Genomic DNA, 21,526 nt, shown 5'->3' with positions numbered 1-21,526 from the left:
CCGTATGAACACTCAGTCCCGATTGCTTGACACTCAAGAAGCCTTCGACAGCGTCGCCGCTGACTACGACGGCCCACGCGGCAACAACACCGCCATCCAGGACATGCGCGCCGAGATGTGGCGCTGGCTGGCGCGCAGCTTCGAACCGGGCAGCCGGCTCATCGACCTTGGCTGCGGCACCGGACTGGATGCGGTGCATCTGGCCGGCCAAGGCCACCATGTGACGGCGACGGATTGGTCCGAGCGCATGGTGGAGCGCACGCGGGACCGCGCCCGAGAAGCGGGTCTGGACATCGACGCGCGCGCCATCGGTGCTCACGAGCTGCAGGGTCTGGATGGTGATGCCAGCTTCGACGGCGCTTATTCCAACCTCGGCCCGCTGAACTGCGTTCCTGACCTGAACGCCGTCGCCGCCCAATGCGCGCGGCTCATCAGGCCCGGTGGACGTTTGGTCTTCACCGTCATCGGCCGCTACTGCCCCTGGGAGATCCTCCACTATGCGCGGCAGCGCCGCTGGGCACGCGCGGGCATCCGCTTTGCGCGCGACACCGTGGCCGTGGGCATGAACGGCCGCACGATCTGGACGCGCTATTACACGCCAGCCGAGTTCCATGCGGCCTTCGCATCTCACTTCGAGCTGGAAGTGCAGCGCGGCCTCTGTGTCTTTGTGCCTCCGCCTTACTTGACCTTTTTGGCCGAACGCCACCCACGCTGGCACAAGAGGCTGTGGGCACTGGACAGGCGCCTGGCCGGCTGGCCGGGCATCAATCGACTGGGTGATCATTTCCTGCTCGTCATGCGCCGGCGCATGAACTGAAGCGCCTCGTCCAGCAGCGGATGGCGGCCCCAGCACATGGCCGCCAGCCAGGCGATCGGCGCGAAGACCAGCGGCACGGCCCAGACCGCCAAGGTCGCAAGCAGACTGCCGCCCAGCGCAGCGCCCAGCGCACGTGGCGACTGGCCAAGATGCCGGGCGGCCAGCCAGAGCTGCACCGGCAGCGCCACGGCCGCCGCCGCGCACAAGGCCCAGGCAAAGGACAGCAGGCTGCCGTCGAAGAGTGCGGCGCCCAAGACCAGGCGAGCAGCCAGCGTCACGCCGGTCGGCAGCGCAGCCAGCTCCGGTCGGCCGATGGCGGCCAGCGCGGCATGGAGCTGCGCGAACACCAGCCCCAGCGCCGTCATCAGCGCCAAGGGAAGCACGGCCGGCGAGCAGTCGACCCAGGCGGGACCATAGAGCAGCCCAAGCAGAGCCTCACGGTGGGCCACGGTGAGGGCCAGCAGCGGCCAGCCCAGGCCCGTCAAGAGCGCCGTGGCATGGCGCAGCGCGGGCTCCAAGCTTTGGCAACTTGCATGCCGGCTGGCCAGCACCGGCAATGCGCCGAAACTCAGGGCATGGCCGGACAAGGCCTGCAGCAGGCCGACCAGGGCCTGAGCGCGGCCCAACAAGCCCACGAGATGGGCTGAGCCGAAGCGCCCCAGCCACAGATCAGGGAGCGCGCCGTTCAGCCCGCTTAGCAGGCTGACAAGCAAGGCGCGGAGGCCAAAGCGCAGCACCTCGCCCCAGCCACGCCATGATGGCCGCCAACTGCGTCCTGACGGCAGGCAGGCATAGGCCAGTCCGCAAATGCAGGCGTTGGCGACCTGGGCCCAGGCCAGGCCCAGGGCGCCACAGCCCTGTGCCGACAGCGACAGAGCCACGACCGCATGGCCCAGCGTGCCGATGCGTGAGACAAAGGCAATGCGCGCCGCAGCCAGCTCGCGCAACTGCAGTGCGGCCATGACACTGCCGAATGCCGACGGCAGCAAGCCCAGCGCCATCACCTGCAGCAGCGCCGCCAGACCGGGTTGCGCAAATTGCCGAGCCAGTGGCTCTGCCAGAACAAGCAGGGCCAGCGTCGCCACCACGGTCGTGCCCGCCATCAGCCCCAGACATGCCGAGAAGCGCTGCGCCGTCAGCTCGGGTTCCCGCTGCAGATAGGCCGACAAGCCGACGTCACGCAGCAACTGAGCAATACCGAACAAAGTCGCTGCCACCGCATACAAGCCCAATTCGGCCGGCTGCAGCAGGCGCGCCAACAGCATTCCCAGCAAAAAACGTGTCGCAACGCCGCCGATCGATGAAGCGAGGTTGACAAGGAAGGCGCGCCGGAAATCGACGACTGCGGGAGCGAGGGCCAAGTCGCTCATACGGCAAGCAGGTCCTCATAGGCCGCCATCAAGCGGCGGCCTAGGGCCTCCACCGAGCAGTGCGAGTCAAAACGCGCACGGGCCATAGCGCGACGCTGCGACGCCGGCAAAGTGTCCAGCTCCACGAGTGCATCGGCCAGCCTTGACGCGTCACCGGCCGGCCACAGGCGAGCGGCTCCACAGCCGCCGGTGAGTGCCCGGAAGGACGGGATGTCGGTCACCGCCACGCCCAGGCCGCAGGCCAGGGCCTCGATGACGCTGTAGCCCGTGGCCTCGCGGTGGCTCCCCTGGACCAGGATGTCGGCCGCGGCCATCAAGGTCTCGATGCGCGCATGCGGCTGGGCACCCAGGAGATGCACGCGCCCGGCGAGCAGGGGATCACGCATGCGTTCGCGAACGGCGTCATGCAGCGGCGATCGGCCATAGCAAAGCCACAGCTGCAGGCCTGGCAGGCGCGGCACGGCCAAGGCCACGCCGTCGAGCACAGTCAGTGGGTCCTTGTTGCGATCCAGGTGTGCCACCCACAGCAGGCAGGGTTCACCAACCAGCTGGGCGTCGGCGCGCGCAGCTGCCGGGTCGCGGGTTTCGAAGGCGCAGCTCGAACCAGGGACTTCATAGATGCGCGTCTGCGCAGCGATCAGGCCTCGGCGGCGAAAGGGCAAGGCCTGTTCGCGCGCGCAGAACATCAGGCCGCGGGCCGTCTTCAGCGCGCGCCGCCAGGCCGGCCAGTGCCAGGGACGCGGCGGTGCATCGGCGCGGTCCTGCAGCACCATGGGGCGACCTGGGACCAGGGAAGCGAGCGCCCTCACTTGCTGGACAAAGCCCAGGCCCTGGACATGCACCAGCTCGGGTCGCAGACGATCAAGCAGCTTGGCCAGTCGCTCCGGTTCGCTGTCGCAGGGCAAAAAGTGGTAGCCGATGCCGCCTTGCCGCAGCTGCTCCTCAGAGGCACAGGCCTGTACGACCGCCACATCAGCGCCTGCAGCGGCCGCGGCCTGAGCGAGTTGAGGGACAGTCGGCCAGACCTGCAAAAGCTGCGCTGGCGCCCGCCCCTGCGGGTCACGATGGAAACTGATCTGAACGACCCGTGCCATCACAGTGCATTCAGTTGGGGATCCCACAACTTGACGGCGCGCTCCAGCCAGCGAAGCTCGCGCGGCCGGTCGTAGCGCGCCGTCCGGTAGCGCCAGGCCGAAGCGGCGCGCAGGGCGGTCTTCTGCCAAGCGGGCGCACGGATATCGGTCAGCGTCGGGAAGCGGCAGCCCAGCACCGTTCGGAAGTCGCGGATGCGCTCGCGCAAGGCAGGACTGAGCCAGGCTGCGTCCTTGTGGCACCAGTAGTCCACCCATTCCTTTTGCGCCCAGGCATCGGCACTGTCGGGGAACACAAAGCCCTTGGGCAATGCCGGGTCACGCGGCGTCCAGCGCCCCTCACCCAGCCGCCGCGGCGGCAGCGGCGTGTGGATGTGCAACATGATCTCGGCCTGCGGGTGCAGGCGCTTGACCTGACGGATGAAGTCAAAGGTTCTCTCCGTCTCGCCCTCGGGGTCGTGCGGCGGCGCCAGCATGAAGGACAGCTCGGGCACCACGCCGTTGGCGCGGCAGGTCTCGACGACGGCCAGAGTCTGGTCAGAGCGCGTTCCCTTGCGCATATCGCGCAGCATGCTGTCGCTGGGCGACTCGGCCCCGATATAGGCCATGCGCAGCCGGCTGCGCCGCACCTGGGCCCAAGAGGCAGCGGACAGGCCCTGCAGCGCATCTGCGCGGGCATAGCACCACCACGGCATCTGCACGCGAGCCAGGACCTCCAGCAGCGGCGCCATCTCCACCTCTCGGTCAAAGAAGTTGTGGTCGTAGAACTGCACCGAGTCAGCACCGAAGCGGCTCTGCAGCCGACGCAGATCCCGCTCCAGGCGCTCAGCTTCGGGCAAGGCCGTCTTGCCACGGAACATGGCGGCCACGCCACAGAAAGTGCAGCGATAGCGACAGCCCAGGGCGGCCTGATAGCCGGTGGTGCGGTGGCCGAGATAGGTCGGGCCCAGATAGCGCTGCGGCTCGTCCACCTCGTCGTAACTGAGCTCGAGCTGCAGCGGAGCGGTCGAGAAGGCGCGGTCGGCGTTGTGCACGATCTCCCCCTCGCGGCACCAAGACAGGCCGGCCACCTCGCCCGGCGGCTGGCCCTGGGTCAGCGCATCCAGCAGTTCGACAAAGCCTTGTTCGCCCTGGCCGCGTAAGGCGTAGTCCACGCAGTCGCTGTTCAAGGTGGCGTCCGTGCACAGGGTCGGGAAATAGCCGCCCCAGACAATGGGCAGTTCGGGTGCCACGGCGCGGATGGCGCGTGAGACGGCCAGCGCCGCCGGCAGCTGCGGCCCGCCCATCACCGACAGGCCCACGGCGGCATAGCCACCCTCGCGCACCGCGGCAGCAGCCGCCTCAGGCACATTGGGGTCAAGGTTGCCGTCGAGGATGCGCGTGGCATAACGGCCCCTCAGCGCCGCAGCGAGATGCATGACAGCGAGAGGGAAGCGCGCATTCGAGGTGATGCGAGGGTTGATCAGCAGCACGCGCTTCATACAGAGGTCCCAGGGTTCAACAATTCCAACCCGGGCTCAGGGGCGAGGAGATGCCGAGCCAGGGCCTTGGCGCGGCCGTCCACCCGCACCGGCACCAGCTGGAGCGCCTCGCCCAGATCGGCATCGGCATACAGCGCCTGCCCGGCCACGACGACGAGGCGCAGGTCGGCCCGGGTCGCTTGCGCCAGCGGCAGGCCAGGCGGCAAGGCAATCAGATCAGCCCGCAAGCCGGGCTCCAGTCGACCGCGATCGCTCAAGCCCAGCAGGCGGGCGGCGCCTTCGGTCAGCCAGGTCTCCAAGCGTTCGTCATGCCAGCCCGTCAGGTCTTGCACCAGGGCCAGCTCCGCCAGAAGATCGCGCCCGCCGCTGATGCGCGAGTCGCTGCCCAACAGCAGCCGGCCCTGTTGAAACAAGGCGTCGGGGTCCAGCGTCCGGCCGAACAGATGCAAGTTGGAGCCTGGACACCAGACAACAGCAGAGCCCGCCTGAACAAGACGGTCTTGCTGCGCGGCACTCAGGCTCAGGCCATGGACCAGCAGCGTGCCCGGCATGATGCAGCCCAGGGCTTCGAGCCGATCAAACTCCAGCGCCGCAGCGCTGTCGACCCCCTCGGCCGCATGGATGATCCAGGATTGACCGAGCGGCGTCGCTTGATGCGAAGCGCGCACGGCCTCATCGCCGTCCAGCGCCAGAGAATGCGCCCATCCGCCAGGCGCCGGCGCGTCGACCGCAAAGCCGGGCTCGTCCAGCACGGGATCCCGCGGGTCGTGATGCAAGACCGTCGTCACGCCACTCAGCAAGTTCTTCAGTCCGCCTGCACGCAAGCGTTCGACACGCGGCCTGGATCGGTGCTCAAGCAGGCACGGGTCGGTCGACAAGCGAGGGGTGATGTCGGCAATCCACTCGCTCGCATTGCGATAGCCCTCGCGAAACTTCAGGCGCGGCAGTGCGCCGTTGAGCTGCAAATGGTCGTGGGCGTTGATCAGGCCGGGCAGCAAGCGCGCACCGCCGAGGTCCACACGCAAGCCCCCCTCTCCGGCAGCAATCAAGCCACCTTCCGTGCTGAGGCTCATGCCATCGGCCGCATTGAAGAAGTGAAAGCTCACGGCTTCCTCAGCCTCAAGGCCAAGACGACAGGCAACCCCGACCAGCGTGAATAGAAAACAGCAGAACCCGTGAAGGGCTCACACAGCTCACGCCCGACACAAACTTCGCGGCTGGCCTCCAACACCAAGCCGGCCTGCTCGGCTGCCGCCTGGTGGGCATCGAGCTCATAGACGGCATGCAGCAGCTCGTGGCGCTCGCCAGCAGCGTCGGTGAAGCTGCGTGTCATGCCGGCGCGCGCGGCCGCCGGGTGAAAATCGGAATACACGAGATGGCCACCAGGAGCGAGCACGCGAGCAGCCTCGGCCATCCAGGCACTGAGGCTGGGCGCATGGCCGACGGCGAGTCCGCTCACAATGACATCAAAGCTTGCCGCCGAGAACGGCAGCCTCCCCATATCGGCCCGCACACGGTGGGCCAGTGGCGCACGCGCCAGCATGCCGGAGGAGAGGTCGGTACCGACAATCAGGCTTGCGCCGCGAGGCTGAAGCCAAAGGCCATAGCGCCCACTGCCGCAAGCCAGGTCCAGCACGCGCCGGCCATTCACCTCCGGCAGCAGGCTCAGCACAGCGCTCTGCTCGGCGCGCATCAGCGGGTTGTGCGGCAGCGGCGGGTAGCTCTCGGCCCACAGGTCGTAGGCCGCTTCATTGGCAAAGCGGCTCATGTCGCAAACCACTTGGAGCACACGCAATGCCGACACTCGGGCCGCAGGCCAGCGCGGATGCCCGCGCGCAAGTGGCGCATGGAGGCTGCGTTCAGTCCCTCGCTCAGTCCGGCTTCGCCAAGCTGGGCAGGGCCGGCGATGAAGAAACAGGGCCGCAGGCCACCGTCAGCTTCAACGACGACTGAGTGCTCGGGTGCATTGCAACGTACCGGAGGCGCTGCGCCCAGACCGAGCAGGGCCCGATAGTGGGCATCGATCCGGCGCAGCTTGGCCGGCGTCTCGACAATGAAACCGCTGGCGAAGTCGTCGCCATGGTCGCGCTCCAGCGCATCAAGCGCCGCGGCCAGCACGGGTAGGTCCTCCGGCCGCAAGGCGACACCCTCGGCGACTTCGCCATGGCGACCAAAGGCCTCGCCATGGCTGACGTCGGCAGCCAGGAATGAAATCCCGTTCACGCCCAGCCTGTGCGCGAGCCGGACCAGTTCGCCCAGCTCGCCGGCATTGCGCCGCTGCACCGTCACGCGCAGCCCCACAGGCACACCTTCGCGCACCAGAGCACGGATGCCGGCGCAGACCGCCTCGAAGGCGTCCAGCCCGCGGATGGCTGCGTAGCTCGCGGCCGTGCTGCCATCCAAGGACACGGTCACCTGCTCGAACTGCGCCGCGACTTCGGCTGCGTTCTTGGCCAGACTCAAGCCTGCCGTCAACAGCCACAAGCTGAGGCCGCTTGCCTTCAGCAGTGCAGCGATCTCAGCCCATTGCGGATGCAGCAGCGGTTCGCCACCGGAGATCAACACGGTCTGCGTACCCAGCTCGCGAAGCCCCGGTAGCAACTGCCGCACGGTCGCAAGCTCGATGTCTCGTCGACCGTGCCGCCAATAGTCGCAGCTCACACAGCGCGAGTTGCAGCGCTCGGTGAGGTAGATCGTCGCCAAAGACAGCTTGGTGAGCGGCTCGGCCATTTCAGTCCGACGCTCCATGAAGACTTCAGAACATGCCATGGAGCTCGACGAAGCTCTGTCGCCGGTTGTCGATTGCGTTCTGCGGGATGCCGCCGAACTTCCGATAGCCCATGCGCAGCTGCAAGAAGGCGATGGGCGTGTACTCATACACGAGGCTGTAGCGCACTTTGTCGTCATGCGCCACGCGGCGGTCGGGGTCGAGGAGCTCGCTCGTGAACTTCAAGTTATGGCCCTGCTGCACCAACCAGTTGGCTTCCAGCAGCGCGGCAACTTGGCGCCGCTTGCCCTCCGGATAGCCGGCGTCGCTGACCAGGTCGATTTCGGCCAGCCAGGCCACCGGCCCCGTTGTCGTGCCCGCGAACAGACCGTAGGCCTGGCGCCCCCCTGCCGCAGACTTGACCTGAGCCGCAGCGGCACCCAAACGACCCCAGGGCTGCATCCAGATGGCTTGGACCGTGGTCTGGTTCCCCTTGGAAGCACCCGTGTTTCCGGGGCCATTGCTTCGCACCAACTGGACCGACCACTCATCGCTCTCATGACCCAACTCCAGCCCCTTGTCGGGCACGGTCATGCTCACGCCGCTCAGCTGGCGCACAAAGGACAGGCTGTCCTGAAGGCGCCAGCCAAAGGGCAAGTAGAACTGGCCGGCTTTGGCGTACCAGCCCAGACCTGGCGTCTGCAGCCGCACGTAGGCCTCCTGCCGCTCGGCCTTGCCAGGTGCGAGCTGCTGATCGAGGTACACGCCGAGATAGTCTTTGACCAGCTGCACGTCGGCATAAAGCCGCACTTGCTCGGTACCGCCAACGCTGCGCACGGGCTGACCAGAGACAGAGGTGCGCGTGCTAGCGCTACGCGAATCGCCGCCCAGGCGCAGGCGCTCATCGAAGAGCGAGCCCGTCCAACCCTGAAGTGCCTCGGGCAAAGCCGTGGCCGGGATGACGCCTTGAACGAAGGCGTTGCCGACCGCATTGCGCAGCCCACCGCCCGTGGGGTTCACATGGCAGGCGGCGCATTTGAGGCCGCTGCGAATGGCGAGATAGGGCTCGGCACTGACACTTGAGAACAGCAGTGCGAACGCCATGCCGATGAGCCAGCGAAAGGCCTTCATTTTTGTGCTCCGTTGTTGATCCACTGACGAATGAGCCCGATGGTCTGGGCGTCCAGGTAGGGGCCGCCCAGGGGCATGCGTGCGCCGACGGCCTGATGGCCTTCGAGCTTGTGAATCAAGTAGCTGTTGTCCGCATCGCCCGGCGCCACGCGCTTGAGCGCTGGCACGCCTCCGCTGGACACGCCCACGAGCATTGCGAAGCTGTTGCTCGCGTCCAGGCGCAAACCGCGCGGCGCCGCAGCGCCGGAATGGCAAGCCGTGCAGGCGGGCGTGAACACATGGGACTGGATGGAGCTGAACTTGGCCGTCATCGGTCCAGCCGGGTCGTCGCCCTCGCCAATCGGCCTGCCGTTGGCATCAAGACCTTCGCCGCTGCCGCCACCACAGCCGGCGATGGCCGCCAGCGCAGCGCATAGCGCGTACAACATTACCTTGGAAGCTTTCCTCATGTCCGCCCTTTCTTGGCACTCATTGCGCCGTGAGTACCCGCCCGCTGTGCGCGGGTTCAAGCCAAGGTGAAATGAGCGAGAGGCGGCAGAATCTGCCAAGAGTCAGAAGGCAGTCGTGAGCCCGAGCACCGCAGTTTGGCGACGGCTCGAATCCGTCCAGATATAGGGTCCGCCACGGCTGGCCGACACCCAGGCCAGTTGCAGCTCGCTGCTCGTGCCAAGCTGCCAGGACGCGCCAAGGCGCAGGTCCACGCGGGTCGGGCCAAGCGGCACGACATAGGACAAGGCCCGCCCTCCGCGGCCATGCAGCACACCGATGTGGCCGATTGCCGCCACACCTGTCGCCAGTGGCCAACGCAGATTGAGCTCAGCATAGGCACTGCGATCGCCGCTGCCATAGTAGTCAGGCGAGTGGTAGAGCCGCAGGTTCCAGCGCTCACCCAAAAGACCTACGTAGACCTCGTAGAAGTCGTAAGGTCCTGAGTGCTGAAAGGTGTGAGCCAAGGTACCTACTTCGGCGTCGATCCCCGGTAGGATCGCGAAGACGCGACCACCGTAAGCCTGCAGCCAGGCGCCCTGTCGGTCGGCAGTGAAACGCGCTTGCGCCAGCTGCAGGCCGCCGTACCAGCCCGCCTGGCCGTCCCATGCCAGACCCAATTGAACGCTGGGCCTGTTGCTGCTGTAGGACATGCCTCGATTCCGCGCATCGGTCTGCACGGACAAAGTCCCACCCAGATCGGACCGCGCCGGCCCGGTGGCACCGAGCAGCGAAACGATCAGGAGCGTGAATCGAAGCAGGCGCGCGCGGACCATCAGTCGGAAGTTTGCCCCAGCGCGAGACACACGGGCCCGCGGCCAGCGGCATGGTGCGCCAATGTCGCGCAGCCATCGATGCGACCTTTGTCGGTGATCAACGTCGCCTTCACCCCATCCATGGGCGGGACTTTTGCATCCAACTCACGCACCAGCGCCAGCAAGCCCGAGGCATGCGCGGCAGCAAACGAGGAGCCCGTCACCACAGTCCAGCCACCGCCCGGTGCGGCGCTAGGCACATCACGCCCCGGCGCGAACAAAGTGCCTTCCGGGGCGGGCGGCGCACTGCCAACGACCAGCACACCACGATGGCTGGCCGGAAATGGCCCGCCCCGTAGGGGCTGCGCCGCGACGATGGTGGCGCCGCGCGCCTGCGCCTGGTCGAGCAGCAAGGCCAGCAAGCGATCATCAGGGCCGCCCAGGCTCATATTGATGATGTGGGCACCATGCTGGATGGCTGCATGCAAGGCCTTGGCCAGGCCAAGGCTGGTGCACAGGGTCTGGTCACGCGGGGCCTGCCAGCAGGCGCGCAATGCCAGCAGCCGAGCTTGGGGCGCCACACCGACGATACCGGCACCGTTGTCGGCTCGCGCCGCAATGATGGAGGCCACTGCCGTGCCATGGGCTTCGGCCTGCAGCGGCCGGTCATCGACAAAGTTCTCACTGAAGGCGACCTGTCCGGCAAGATCCGGGTGGCGCGTTTCGACGCCACTGTCCACAACCGCCACGCGCACGCCACGGCCAGTGGCATGTTTGTGCAACTCGGCCAGTTGCCACTGTTGGGCAGAGGGCTGTGCTTTGTAGAGCGGCTCCCCTTGGCTCACGGACGTGCTGCCCTGCGCTTCATAGAGACCCACCGCCTGAGCCCAGGCGACTCGGTGGTCTTCCCCCACCTTTTGAGCCAATTCACTCGCCGAACGCGGATCGCCTTCGGGCAGACGCATGACAAAGCAGTCCACACCGGCCAGTGGCATCGCCCATTCGCTGAGCATCTCCAGCCCGTGCGCTCGGGCCAAGGCTTGAGCCACATGCCGGCGCGACTGCCGGCCCACACCTTCGCCATACGTGCCCGCGTAGCTGCCATCCGGCCGGTAATGCGCCTTGGGAAGTTGCAACATGACGAGCACCTGGCGTCGCGCCTCGTCCGCCTGAACCTGCGCCTGCGCCGACTCCTGCGCTCGCGCTTGGGACCATGTGCCAGCACCCGCCAGCCAGCAGCACAGCAGCAAAAACGCATGCAAGCAAGTCCTCATCGTGGCGGTCTCGCTTGCAGAGACTCTGCCAGCGCCACGATGGGTGCCTTGCGCAGTGCCGCGAGGCCTCGCGCATCCACGCGCAACAACCAGGCGCCTGTTTCAGTGGGTCCGGCGACGACACCGGCCCCCTCAGACAGCAGCAGTTCGCGCACAGCCCGCTCGCTGGTGTCGGGCTTGAACATGATCAAGGCGTCCGCAAGGACGGGCGCGCTGCCTGAAGCTGACAAGCCCTCATAGGCCGGCTCAGGCGGGCGAGCCTGCAGCCACAGCCCCAGCAGCATGGCAATCGCCGCCCCCTGTAGCCCCAGCACCCAGGCCATCCACCGAGGCGCCACAGGCGCCGGCGGCGCCATCGACTTGGTCGGCTGCATCAATGCGTGCATCTTGGCGAGGCTCAGCTCGACATCCCCGCACTCGGGCAGGGCGCCTGCCACGGTCAGTAAGGTCTGCATGGGTTGTTCGGCGGCCAATTCGTTGCGGCAGGCCTGGCAGTGCAACAAGTGCTCCTGCACCTGTCGAACTTCGTCATCACCAAGTTTGCCGCTCGCATACCAGGGCAGCAGGGACTGCACCGCCACATGTTCATCTTGTTCCATGGGTACGACCACACTCATCACAGTTCACCTTGCCGCCCGGCCAAGTCGTCCAAAAGCAAACGTAGCCGACGCCGAGCGTAAAACATTCGTGTCTTCACGGTCTCGGGCGGACAACGAACCACATCCGCAATTTCGGCATAAGCCATATCGTGGAAATAGCACAACTCCACCACTGTCCGATGCTCCAAGGACAGCTCCGCCATGGCTGCTCGCAGCCGCTCTCGCATTTGCTCAAGATCCAAGCGTTGCTCCGGCCCCGGCCCCGGGTCCATCGGCTCATCGACGTTGTCGCCGTCCACCGGCAGGTCCTGCCGAGTCAATGCCTTCAGCGCCTTGCGATAGGCGATGCCGAAAATCCAGGTGGACAGCTTGCTGCGCCCGTCGAAGCTGTCAGCACGTTGCCAAACGACCAACATCGTGTCGTTCAACACCTCCTCAATCGCTTCCGGGCGGCGCAACATTTGCAGCAAAAACCGCCACAGCCGCGGGTGATAGATGCGGTAAAGCACATCAAATTCAGCCCGCCGGCCACCCTTGATGGCGTCCAGCAGCGCCAGTTCCATGGACTCGGCCGGTGGTTTTCGCTCCTCAGCCGGGGCGTCCTCGCGCATTCTTTGGGTGCTGGGCCACTTCAACATGCTCATCCTCGAAAGACCCTGAGTTCCAGCCCAGCAGCTAAAGGTTCAATTGCGATACAGCAGGAGCCAAGACAAAGACGAAAGCGATATGGCACCCAGGTTTGTACCGCAGACGCCTGACGGAGGATTTGGCGCGCGACTGTCTTCGGACCTGGGAAGACGCCCCGCCGACCCATCTTCGGTGATGAATGAACACTCCAAGCGTCGCAACGAGAAGGTCTCCGTCCAGTACAGCAGGTCTTGTCCGCTGCCCTCCGCCACGCCCGTCGCCAGCTTGAGCGAGCCACCGGCGCGAAGAATGTCGTTGTCGGCGCCTCCATAGGCGACGGCAGTGAAGACGCTGGCGTGCTTGTTGCCCTCGGTCAGGGCTTCCTGGAGATCCGAGCGGACTGAACCGGAGGCATTCACAAGGAATGCCTCGGCCGCCATCTGAAGGTCCACGTATTTGAGAAGCTCAGCAGTAGTAGGAGTAGTAGGTAAAGTCGGTGTAGTCATGTTTATGGCTTCCTGCGGGTAGGTCTCAGAACTTGTTCAACAAAATCAAGTGTTTGGCCGGGCTGCTCGCCAGACGCATTGCCGCCGCGTCGCGGGTAGTGGCGATAGAAGTCTGGACAAGCGTTGTCGGCAGCAAATGTCCAAGGTTGTCGGGAGCCCGCCCTACTGCCTTGCGCCCAGTCCACCATGTAGCCCACACGCTCGGCGATCACTTCCTGGGTTTTCAGGTCGATAACCTTGAGCGAGCTGCCCGCGATCCAATGCTCGCGATCCACGCGTGTTGAGATGTCTTCAAACCTTACGCCGTAGCGGGCCGTGCGCTTTTCAATGGGTGCTCGATCTAGCATGAACCGGGTGTATCCCTTGAGGTAGCTCTTGTCCTGCTGCCATGGCTCATCTACTCTGCCCGTATATCGCGTCAGCTGGCCGTCGTTCGGATCAATGGCTTCCACGTAGCTGTAGCCGATGCGTGGCGGCCCGCCAGCAATCTTTGGTGTAGTTTCCGGCGTGCGGTAATAGAAACCGTGAAGGAAGTTCAGGATGTAGTTATCCTTTATTGAGTCATGGCCATACGGGTCATCCAATTCAAACTGATCCCGTTCAGACTCGCCCCTATTGGTACGCATCCGCACATTGACCAGATACACACCCTCGACCCCCTCGACGGTCTTGTGAATGAACTCCCCGGACTTCTTGCAACGCTCCTGCCACATGGCTATGGCACGCCGTTGCTGCTGAAGCCGAAGTTCAGCGGCACGCCGGTCGTTGGAGTTAGCGCAGGCCGCCAGCGCCCCCACGACGACAACGAGCGTTAGAGAATTGCGCACGAGGCTTTGCCACTTTCGAATCGCATTTGTGGCGCGCTGAATATTGCAGTTGTCTAAATTCTTCATCAATCTTCATCCTGATGGTCGTTGACTTCGTTCTTCTTCATCGTGCCTCATCAGCAACTTGACTGCCCCGTTCACCCAGCCGCCACGCCCCCTGTTGGCCACAACAGCTGCCTAACTGATGCAGCCGCACCGGACAGACTTCGCGCCTATTGGGTAGAGGGCCGAGTCCGGCTCGCCGCCAAAACTGTCGGGGACTTCAACTACAAAGACGCCTCAAAGCAGCGCAGACCCTGATTTCTGCTGAACTTCGCTTGAACACCAGCAGTGGCGTTGCCACGAATGGACGCAAAGCGCAGTGGCTCACTGATCGCCTGCACGGTCTTCTCAGCGATTTCATGGTTGCCCGTGAAATCGACCAGCAATCCGTCCTCGCCGTCCCTCAGCACCTCTCTCACCGGCGCCGTATCGGAACCAATCACCAGGCACCCCGAGGCCATCGCCTCCAGCATCGACCAGCTCAGCACAAAGGGGTAAGTCAGGTAGACATGCGCCGCCGAGACTTGCAAGACCTTCTTGTAGTCGGCATAGGGCAGCTTGCCCACGAAGTGAGTTCGCGCGGGGTCCAGGCGGCCGCCCACTTCGGCCAGCAAGGCTTCGCGCCAGGTCTTGTGCGGGCCACCCTTGGGCCGGCTGCCATAGCTGACCTCGTCGCCGCCGACGATCACCGTGTGGCAGTGCTTGTGCTCGGCCTGGATCTGCGGCAGCGCACGCATGAAGCTGTGAAAGCCCCGATAGGGCTCCAGGTTCCGGGCGACGTAGGTGATCACCGGGTCCCCCGCCTTGAGCACTTGGCCGCTGGGCAGCTTGATCCAGGCGGAAGGGTCCGGCCCCAGGTTCTCGGTGTCGATGCCCTCATGTGCGACAGTGATCTTGTCAAGGTAGGCCTTGGGGTGCTGGGCCTTCTGCCACTGCGTGGGGCTCACGGCCGCGTCGCAGTTTTCGAGGTTCAGCAGGTGCAAGGCGTTCCAGCTTCGGATGCGGGCTCGGTCATCGAAGCTGGCCGGAAACTCTGGATCGAATCCGATATCGGCCCCCGACGCGTTGTAGAACCATTCGGCGAAGTGAACCAAGCGCGTGTCGGGAAACACGTCCTTGGCGTACAGGGTCTCTCCCCAGCCTGGGTGCGCCAAGATCACATCGGGTGTGAAACCCTGCCGCTTCAAATCGAGCAAAACACGCGCCACGGCCTGGCCGTGCAGCACCGCCTCTTCCATCTTTCGCAGGTAGGGGTGCTGGTCAGGCTTGACGCCTCGATGGGGCTTGTAGCGGATAAGCTGGAGGCCGGGAAGCTGGGGCAAACCGGGCGCGGTGTCGCGGCCAATGGCCACCACCTGCCAGCCCGGGCGCTGGGCCCATTCCTGAGCCACGTGACGAAACTGCCCCGGAAAGTTCTGGTGAATGATCAAGACCCGCATGCTCAGCGCTCCTTCAGACTCTCTTGGACGTGACGCTGCACGGGGTTGAGCAGGTATTCAATGATCCGCCGCTTGCCGGTCTTGATTTCGGCAGAAAGGTTCATGCCCGGCACCAACTTGACCGGCCTTCCGTCAACCTGCAGGTGGGTCTGGTGGAGAACCAAAGTGGCCGGGAAAATGGCACCGCGCTTTTCGTCGCTGACGGCATCAGCGCTGATGCTCTTCACTTGAGCAGGGATGGTGCCGTAGCGCGTGAAAGCAAAGGTCTCGAGCTTCACCTCTGCCATTTGGCCAGGGTGAACAATGCCCATGTCCTTGTTTTCGAGGACCACCTCGGCGGTGACTTCAGCGTCGTCGGGCACCAAAACGAGCAAGACCTGGGCCGGCGTGACGACGCCGCCCGGTGTGTGCACCGCCAGTTGCTGCACCGTGCCAGCCACCGGTGCGGTCACCGTCGTCTACGAACTCATCAAAGCCAAGTTGTTTCCACGACCAATCAAAGTTGGAAGTGCCAGTCTGTGGGTCGACTCAGATATCTCGACCTGGATCGAAGTGTTACAGATGGCTCGCGATGCCAACGAGTAAGGGCTCCGGGGCACGCCTGCTTTCAACGCAACTCTCCGTCCGTACAAGTCCGGCCGCATCCGCTCCCAGCCCCAAAAATGTTTACCCCTTTGTTTACCCCTTTTTCGAAGTTCGGAGCGAAAACGAAAAACGGGTTAGCTGCTTTCGCTGCTAACCCGTTGATCTACTTCAATAAAAATGGTCGGAACGGTGGGATTCGAACTCACGACCCCTTGCACCCCATGCAAGTGCGCTACCAGGCTGCGCTACGCCCCGACTGAGCTTTGCATTATAGGAGGGTTTTTACGTTCATGGCAAGAGTGTTTGTCGAATCGCCAATAATTCTTCTTTGACCTGGGCCAGAGTCAGGGGTTCGACGCCGCTCATCGCGCCACCGATGTGCAGCGACATACCGGCCAGTTCGTCCAGACCTGCCGTGCTGCGGGCGGCCAAAGGCTGGGCCACCAGAGCTGCCACACCCGTGCTGGCACCCGCGCCGCCGGGCAAGGCAGCAGTTCGCACGACGATGTCGCCATCGTCGAAGCTGGCTTCGTCATCGAGGCGTTGCGCTTCATCGGCCTCTTGCTTGAACACCATGGCCGCGGCATCGCTACGGGCAGCGCCGCCTTCCATCAACTGGTTGCGAGCACCGCTGATGGTGAAGCCCTGGTCGTAGAGCAGGCCGCGGATGCGGCGGATCAGCAGCACCTCGTGGTGCTGGTAATAGCGCCGGTTGCCGCGCCGCTTCATGGGCTTGAGCTGAATGAACTCCTGCTCCCAATAGCGCAGCACATAGGGCTTCACGCCGCACAAATCGCTGACCTCACCGATGGTGAAGTAACGTTTGGCAGGGATGGCGGGCAGCGCGTTTTCCATGCAAATCAAGGGCTTTCGGTGGGGAGGTCAGACTCTACTCGAAGTCATCTTCCCCGCCTACCTCGCCCTGGACCACGTCCTTGAGCTTGTGGCTGGCATGGAAAGTGACCACATCGCGGGCCTTGATAGGGATGGCTTCACCGGTACGCGGGTTGCGACCCGGGCGCGGCGCCTTGCGGCGGATGTTGAAATTGCCAAAACCGGACAGCTTTACATCCTGTCCGCGCACCAAGGTGCTGTGGATGATGTCGAAAAAGGCCTCGACCATGTCCTTGGACTCGCGCTTGTTCAGACCCAGCTTGTCGAACAGCAGTTCGGCCAGCTCGGCCTTGGTCAAGGTCGGGGTTTCAAGCGTGGGCAGCAGAACGCGGGCCGCGGCGATCAGAGCCTGATCGTCGAGCGCGTCATCGTCCCGGGTGTCGTGTGCAGTCATCAGCGTCTTGCCTTGCTTGCAGTCGTTGCTGCCATCAGCCGCGCAGGCGCGCGCCCAGTTGTTCAGCCAATGCAGCCACCACGGCCGCCACCGTCTGCTCGATGCGCTCGTCGGTCAAGGTGGCCTCGTCGTCCAGCAGCTCCAGGCGCACAGCCATGCTGCGCTCGCCTTCCTTCAGCTCGGCATTGGCTTGCGTGGGCTTGAAGACGTCGAACAAGCGGGCCGAGCGGATCAGGCCGGTGTGGGCACTGGCGATGGTCTGCATCAGCGCGTCATGGCTGACGCTTTCAACGACGATGACGGCCAGGTCGCGCAGCACCGACTGCTGGCGCGGGATCGCCTGTGCAGCCGGCAACTGGCGCTCCAGCACGGCCGGCAGGTCCAGCTCGAACAGCACCGGCGCGCTGGGCAGCTCGTAGCCCTGGCGCCACTTGGGGTGCAGCTCACCGATCACGCCGATGTCGCGGCCATCCAGCTCGACGCGGGCGCTGCGGCCCGGGTGCAGGGCCGGATGTTGGGCCGGCTTGAATTGCAGCTGGCGCGGCGCGAACAAGGCCTCCAAATCGCCCTTCACATCGAAGAAGTCGACCTGGCGATCGCGCTGGCTCCACTGCGGCTGGTCCGCCGGGCCGAATGCGAGACCCGCCAGACGCATGGGCTGGGCCACGCCGGCGATGCTGCTGTCGCTCTCCTGCACCGAGGCGTCGCGCAGGAACACGCGGCCGATCTCGAACAGGCGCACGCGGCTGGCGCGGCGGCTGAGGTTGTGGCGCAGGGCCTGGACCAAGCTGCCGATCAGGCTGCTGCGCATCACGGCCAGGGGCGCGGCGATGGGGTTGAGCAGCTGGATCGGGTGGCTGTTGCCGGCCAGTTCGGCCTCCCAGCGGGCTTCGACAAAGCTGAAGTTGATGGTCTCGAAATAGTCCCGAGCCGCCACGGCATGGCGCAGCGCATGGATGGCACGGCGCGATTCCGAGGCCACCTTGGCCACCACCGGCGCCAACGGCGGGGTGTTGGGCAGGCTGGGGTAGCCCATCACGCGGATGATTTCCTCGATCAGGTCTTCCTCGATCTGCAAATCGAAGCGCCAGCTCGGCGGCGTCACGGTCAGCACGCCCGGCGCTTCGCTGAACTGCAGGCCCAGACGGCTGAAAACGCGGGCGCAGTCTTCTTGCGTCACCGGCATGCCAATCACCTTGGCGGCGCGAGCGACACGTAGGGCCACCGGCTTGCGCTCGGGCAAGGCGCTGATCTGGTCGTCCAGGGGGCCGGCTTCGCCGCCGCAGATCTCGAGAATCAGCTGGGTGATGCGCTCGATGTGCAGGGCCGTGTCGGCCGGGTCCACGCCGCGTTCGAAGCGGTGGCCGGCGTCGGTCGAGAAGTTGTAGCGGCGCGAACGGCCGGCTACGGCCTTGGGCCACCAGAAGGCGGCTTCGACGTAGACGTTGCGGGTGTCGTCCGACACAGCGGTGGCGTCGCCGCCCATGATGCCGGCCAAGGACTCGGGCGCAGAGGCATCGGCCACCACGCCCACGGTCTCGTCCAACTCGACGGTGTTGCCGTTGAGCAGCTTGAGGCTCTCGCCCTTCTTGGCCCAGCGGATCACCAGCTCGCGGTCGATCTTGTCGAGATCGAAGATGTGCGAGGGGCGGCCCAGTTCGAACATCACGTAGTTGGAGATGTCCACCAGCGGCGCGACGCTGCGCTGGCCACAGCGAGCCAAGCGGTCCACCATCCAGGCAGGGGTCTTGGCCTGCGTGTTGACACCGCGCACGATGCGGCCGGAGAAGCGGCCGCACAGATCGGTCGCCTCGATGCGCACCGGCAGCTTGGCGTCGTGCTGCGGCTGCACCGGGCTGATGGCCGGCGCCTGCAGCGGCGTGCCAGTCAGCGCAGAGACCTCGCGGGCCACACCGTAGACGCTCAGGCAATGCGCCAGATTGGGCGTCAGCTTGAGGGTGAACAAGGTGTCGTCCAGGTTCAGATGCTCGCGGATGTTCTGGCCGACGGGTGCGCTCGCGTCCAACTCGAGCAGGCCGCCATGCTCCTCGCTGAGCTTGAGCTCACGCGCCGAGCACAGCATGCCGAAGCTCTCCACGCCGCGCAGCTTGCCCACGCCGATCTTGAAAGCCTTGCCGTCTTCGCCCGGCGGCAGCTCAGCGCCCACGGTAGCCAGCGGCACCTTGATGCCGACGCGTGCATTGGGTGCACCACAGACGATCTGCAGAGGCTCGCCGTTATTGAACGCCGCACCGGCATTGACCTTGCAGACGCGCAGCTTGTCGGCGTTGGGGTGCTGCTCCGCCTCCAGGATTTCGGCGACCACGATGCCGTGGAAAGGCGGCGCCACCGGGCGCAGCTCTTCGACTTCCAGGCCAGACATGGTCAGCAGGTCGGCCAACTCTTGCGTGTTCAGCGGCGGGTTGCAGAAGGACCGCAGCCAGGATTCAGGGAATTGCATGTGAAATCTCTTCTTCTCTGCTCTCTCGAGCGTGTTCTGGTGGATGGCGGCGCGCGGGGCTTACTTGAATTGGCTCAAGAAGCGCAGATCGCCATCAAAGAACAGGCGCAGATCATTCACGCCGTAGCGCAACATGGCCAGACGGTCGATGCCCGAGCCGAAGGCAAAACCGATGTAGCGTTCGGGGTCCAGGCCCATATTGCGGATCACCTGCGGATGCACTTGGCCGGAGCCCGAGACCTCGAGCCATCGTCCTTTCAGCGGACCCGAGCCGAACATGATGTCGATCTCGGCGCTGGGCTCGGTGAAGGGGAAATAGCTGGGGCGGAAGCGCAGCTCCAGCTGATCGGTTTCGAAGAAGGAGGTGATGAAGTTCAGGTAGACCGACTTCAGGTCCTTGAAGCTGATGTTCTCGCCCACCCACAGGCCTTCGACCTGATGGAACATCGGCGAATGGGTGGCATCGCTGTCGACACGGTAGGTGCGGCCCGGCGCGATCACGCGGATCTCAGGCATGGGCAGGCCGGCGTCAATCAGGGCCTTGTGTTTCTTGACATGCTGGACCGCATAGCGGATTTGCATGGGGCTGGTGTGGGTGCGCAGCACGTGACCGCCTTCGATGTAGAAGGTGTCGTGCATGGACCGGGCCGGATGGTCTTCCGGCGTGTTCAGCGCGGTGAAGTTGAACCAGTCGTTCTCGATCTCGGGGCCATCGGCCACATCGAAGCCCATAGAGCCGAAGATGGACTCGATGCGCTCCATCGCGCGGGTGATGGGGTGCAGGCCGCCGGTGCCTCGGGCACGGCCGGGCAGGCTCACATCGAGCGCCTCGGCCTTCAGTTGCAACTCCAGCTCGGCATCGGCCAGGGCCTGACGTCGGGCCGTCAGCGCGGCCTCGATGCCGGACTTCAGCACATTGATCTCGGCACCGCGGGCCTTCTTTTCCTCGACAGGCAAAGCGGCCAGGCTCTTGAGCAACTCGGTCACACGACCGGACTTGCCCAGAAAACGCGCCTTGGCGTTCTCGAGGTCGGCGGGAGTGGCGGCGGCGGCGAATTCGCCTTGGGCCGTCTGCAGCAGTTGATCAAGCTCGTTCATCGCGGTGCCAGTCGGGCGGACTGTCAGAAAAATTCGGGCAACAAATAAAAAAGGCCGACACCCTGGTGTCGGCCTAGAGGGTGCTCACCCCGGCCATCCTGGAAACCCAGGGGCCGGGGCTGCCGCCACCACAAGCAAAGCTTGCAGCTGAGGGGCAATTAAGCGAGAGCGGCCTTCACCTTGGCGAAGATGCTGGCAAAACCAGCAGGATCGTTGACGGCCAGATCAGCCAGGACCTTGCGGTCGATGTCGATCTGAGCCTTCTTCAGGCCAGCCACAAACTTGCTGTATGTCAGGCCCAGACCGCGGCTTGCTGCGTTGATACGAGCAATCCACAGGGCACGGAACACACGCTTCTTGGCGCGACGGTCACGGTAGGCGTATTGGCCTGCCTTCATCACCGCCTGTTTGGCGATGCGGAAAACATTCTTACGACGACCACGGAAACCCTTGGCCAGAGCCAAGACCTTCTTGTGACGGGCTCGGGCGGTAACACCACGTTTAACGCGAGGCATAGTATTTCTCCTTCAGAAGTCGATCAGAGGCCAGCGAAGGGCAACATTTGAGCCATGTGGCCCATGTTGGTTTCGTGCACGGCCGTCGTGCCACGCAGGTGGCGCTTGTTCTTCGTGGACTTCTTCGTGAGGATGTGGCGCTTGAACGCCTGACCGCGCTTGACGGTACCGCCCGGGCGGACGCGGAAGCGCTTCTTGGCGCTGCTCTTGGTCTTCATTTTGGGCATGTGAGTGCTCCTTTTAAGTACGTCCCAGGGGCGATTGCGGGCCTCGCAATACTTTGACCAGCCTCTGGAGACTAATAAGCCTGCCGACGACCAAATCGGCAGGCCTGAACTTGCGCGAACTGCCTTTGCAGGATGTTCGCCGAACCACCCGAGGGCGGCCTTGCTGCAATTGAAAACGGGCCACGGCCCGCTTTCAATTG

23 protein-coding genes, 1 tRNA gene and 1 pseudogene are annotated in these 21,526 nt (G+C 64.7%); 2 read left to right on the top strand and 23 right to left on the bottom strand.

The window, feature by feature from the left end:
* Positions 1–4: 4 nt before the first annotated feature.
* Positions 5–817 (top strand): class I SAM-dependent methyltransferase, encoded by an 813-nt coding sequence (locus LNV23_RS08410; RefSeq protein ID WP_263562563.1) that lies wholly within the window; start codon positions 5–7, stop codon positions 815–817.
* Here LNV23_RS08410 and LNV23_RS08405 read toward each other — a convergent pair.
* From LNV23_RS08405 to LNV23_RS08330, 16 genes are all read right to left on the bottom strand, one after another.
* Positions 781–2,187, bottom strand: coding sequence for an oligosaccharide flippase family protein (locus LNV23_RS08405; protein WP_263562562.1), 1,407 nt, complete (start codon positions 2,185–2,187; stop codon positions 781–783). The genes LNV23_RS08410 and LNV23_RS08405 overlap by 37 nt on opposite strands.
* The gene (locus LNV23_RS08400; protein WP_263562561.1) at positions 2,184–3,281 is read right to left on the bottom strand and encodes a glycosyltransferase family 4 protein; all 1,098 of its coding nucleotides are present in this window, start codon (positions 3,279–3,281) and stop codon (positions 2,184–2,186) included. Before LNV23_RS08400 ends, LNV23_RS08405 begins: the two co-directional genes overlap by 4 nt.
* On the bottom strand, positions 3,281–4,759 hold the full coding sequence (locus LNV23_RS08395; protein WP_263562560.1) for a B12-binding domain-containing radical SAM protein: 1,479 nt from the start codon (positions 4,757–4,759) through the stop codon (positions 3,281–3,283). The genes LNV23_RS08400 and LNV23_RS08395 overlap by 1 nt, the downstream gene beginning before the upstream one ends.
* Positions 4,756–5,865 carry an amidohydrolase family protein gene (locus tag LNV23_RS08390; RefSeq protein ID WP_263562559.1) on the bottom strand — a complete coding sequence of 370 codons (1,110 nt, stop codon included), beginning with the start codon at positions 5,863–5,865 and terminating at the stop codon, positions 4,756–4,758. The genes LNV23_RS08395 and LNV23_RS08390 overlap by 4 nt, the downstream gene beginning before the upstream one ends.
* The gene (locus LNV23_RS08385; protein ID WP_263562558.1) at positions 5,862–6,527 is read right to left on the bottom strand and encodes a class I SAM-dependent methyltransferase; all 666 of its coding nucleotides are present in this window, start codon (positions 6,525–6,527) and stop codon (positions 5,862–5,864) included. The genes LNV23_RS08390 and LNV23_RS08385 overlap by 4 nt, the downstream gene beginning before the upstream one ends.
* The gene (locus LNV23_RS08380; protein WP_263562557.1) at positions 6,524–7,489 is read right to left on the bottom strand and encodes a radical SAM protein; all 966 of its coding nucleotides are present in this window, start codon (positions 7,487–7,489) and stop codon (positions 6,524–6,526) included. The genes LNV23_RS08385 and LNV23_RS08380 overlap by 4 nt, the downstream gene beginning before the upstream one ends.
* 25 nt (positions 7,490–7,514) lie before the next feature.
* Positions 7,515–8,597: a hypothetical protein gene (locus LNV23_RS08375; RefSeq protein WP_263562556.1), complete on the bottom strand. Its 1,083-nt coding sequence runs from the start codon at positions 8,595–8,597 to the stop codon at positions 7,515–7,517.
* Positions 8,594–9,025, bottom strand: a complete 432-nt coding sequence (locus LNV23_RS08370) for a c-type cytochrome domain-containing protein (RefSeq protein WP_263562555.1) — start codon at positions 9,023–9,025, stop codon at positions 8,594–8,596. The genes LNV23_RS08375 and LNV23_RS08370 overlap by 4 nt, the downstream gene beginning before the upstream one ends.
* Positions 9,026–9,148: 123 nt before the next feature.
* Positions 9,149–9,859 carry a TorF family putative porin gene (locus tag LNV23_RS08365; RefSeq protein WP_263562554.1) on the bottom strand — a complete coding sequence of 237 codons (711 nt, stop codon included), beginning with the start codon at positions 9,857–9,859 and terminating at the stop codon, positions 9,149–9,151.
* Complete coding sequence (locus LNV23_RS08360) at positions 9,859–11,112, bottom strand: S8 family peptidase (RefSeq protein ID WP_263562553.1); 1,254 nt, start codon at positions 11,110–11,112, stop codon at positions 9,859–9,861. Before LNV23_RS08360 ends, LNV23_RS08365 begins: the two co-directional genes overlap by 1 nt.
* A complete protein-coding gene (locus LNV23_RS08355; RefSeq protein ID WP_263562552.1) occupies positions 11,109–11,711 on the bottom strand; it encodes a zf-HC2 domain-containing protein in 603 nt (200 codons plus the stop codon). Before LNV23_RS08355 ends, LNV23_RS08360 begins: the two co-directional genes overlap by 4 nt.
* Before the next feature lie 17 nt (positions 11,712–11,728).
* Positions 11,729–12,274, bottom strand: a complete 546-nt coding sequence (locus tag LNV23_RS08350; RefSeq protein WP_263562551.1) for a sigma-70 family RNA polymerase sigma factor — start codon at positions 12,272–12,274, stop codon at positions 11,729–11,731.
* A 120-nt stretch (positions 12,275–12,394) separates the two neighbouring features.
* The gene (locus LNV23_RS08345; RefSeq protein ID WP_263562550.1) at positions 12,395–12,844 is read right to left on the bottom strand and encodes a hypothetical protein; all 450 of its coding nucleotides are present in this window, start codon (positions 12,842–12,844) and stop codon (positions 12,395–12,397) included.
* A gap of 2 nt (positions 12,845–12,846) precedes the next feature.
* Entirely contained in the window at positions 12,847–13,737 is an 891-nt protein-coding gene (locus LNV23_RS08340) for a hypothetical protein (RefSeq protein ID WP_263562549.1), read from the bottom strand.
* A gap of 200 nt (positions 13,738–13,937) precedes the next feature.
* Entirely contained in the window at positions 13,938–15,152 is a 1,215-nt protein-coding gene (locus LNV23_RS08335) for a glycosyltransferase family 4 protein (RefSeq protein WP_263562548.1), read from the bottom strand.
* A gap of 2 nt (positions 15,153–15,154) precedes the next feature.
* On the bottom strand, positions 15,155–15,604 hold the full coding sequence (locus tag LNV23_RS08330; protein ID WP_263562547.1) for a beta-barrel domain-containing protein: 450 nt from the start codon (positions 15,602–15,604) through the stop codon (positions 15,155–15,157).
* On the opposite strand from LNV23_RS08330, the gene LNV23_RS24080 reads away from it, so the two are divergent.
* Positions 15,492–15,737 (top strand): helix-turn-helix transcriptional regulator, encoded by a 246-nt coding sequence (locus tag LNV23_RS24080; protein WP_411910555.1) that lies wholly within the window; start codon positions 15,492–15,494, stop codon positions 15,735–15,737. The genes LNV23_RS08330 and LNV23_RS24080 overlap by 113 nt on opposite strands.
* 178 nt (positions 15,738–15,915) lie before the next feature.
* Here the strand turns inward: LNV23_RS24080 and LNV23_RS08325 are convergent.
* The 7 genes and pseudogenes from LNV23_RS08325 to rpmI form a co-directional block, all read right to left on the bottom strand.
* Positions 15,916–15,992: transfer RNA gene (locus LNV23_RS08325), tRNA-Pro, on the bottom strand.
* A 219-nt stretch (positions 15,993–16,211) separates the two neighbouring features.
* A pseudogene (locus LNV23_RS08320) lies at positions 16,212–16,592 on the bottom strand (MerR family transcriptional regulator); the annotation flags it as partial.
* Positions 16,593–16,626: 34 nt separating this feature from the next.
* Positions 16,627–17,025 (bottom strand): integration host factor subunit alpha, encoded by a 399-nt coding sequence (locus LNV23_RS08315; protein ID WP_102766625.1) that lies wholly within the window; start codon positions 17,023–17,025, stop codon positions 16,627–16,629.
* Positions 17,026–17,059: 34 nt separating this feature from the next.
* A complete protein-coding gene (pheT, locus tag LNV23_RS08310) occupies positions 17,060–19,486 on the bottom strand; it encodes a phenylalanine--tRNA ligase subunit beta (protein ID WP_263562546.1) in 2,427 nt (808 codons plus the stop codon).
* Between the two features lie 60 nt (positions 19,487–19,546).
* Complete coding sequence (locus LNV23_RS08305) at positions 19,547–20,584, bottom strand: phenylalanine--tRNA ligase subunit alpha (protein WP_263562545.1); 1,038 nt, start codon at positions 20,582–20,584, stop codon at positions 19,547–19,549.
* A 158-nt stretch (positions 20,585–20,742) separates the two neighbouring features.
* A complete protein-coding gene (gene rplT, locus LNV23_RS08300) occupies positions 20,743–21,099 on the bottom strand; it encodes a 50S ribosomal protein L20 (protein WP_102766472.1) in 357 nt (118 codons plus the stop codon).
* Between the two features lie 23 nt (positions 21,100–21,122).
* Positions 21,123–21,326, bottom strand: coding sequence for a 50S ribosomal protein L35 (rpmI, locus tag LNV23_RS08295; RefSeq protein ID WP_263518291.1), 204 nt, complete (start codon positions 21,324–21,326; stop codon positions 21,123–21,125).
* Positions 21,327–21,526: the final 200 nt, after the last annotated feature.

Source organism: Kinneretia sp. DJ1R-11 (genome assembly GCF_025717595.1).
In the GTDB taxonomy this organism is placed as follows: Bacteria; Pseudomonadota; Gammaproteobacteria; order Burkholderiales; family Burkholderiaceae_C; genus Paucibacter_A.
Note: the sequence above shows the minus strand (reverse complement) of the source record. Positions and strands in the feature narration are given on the sequence as shown.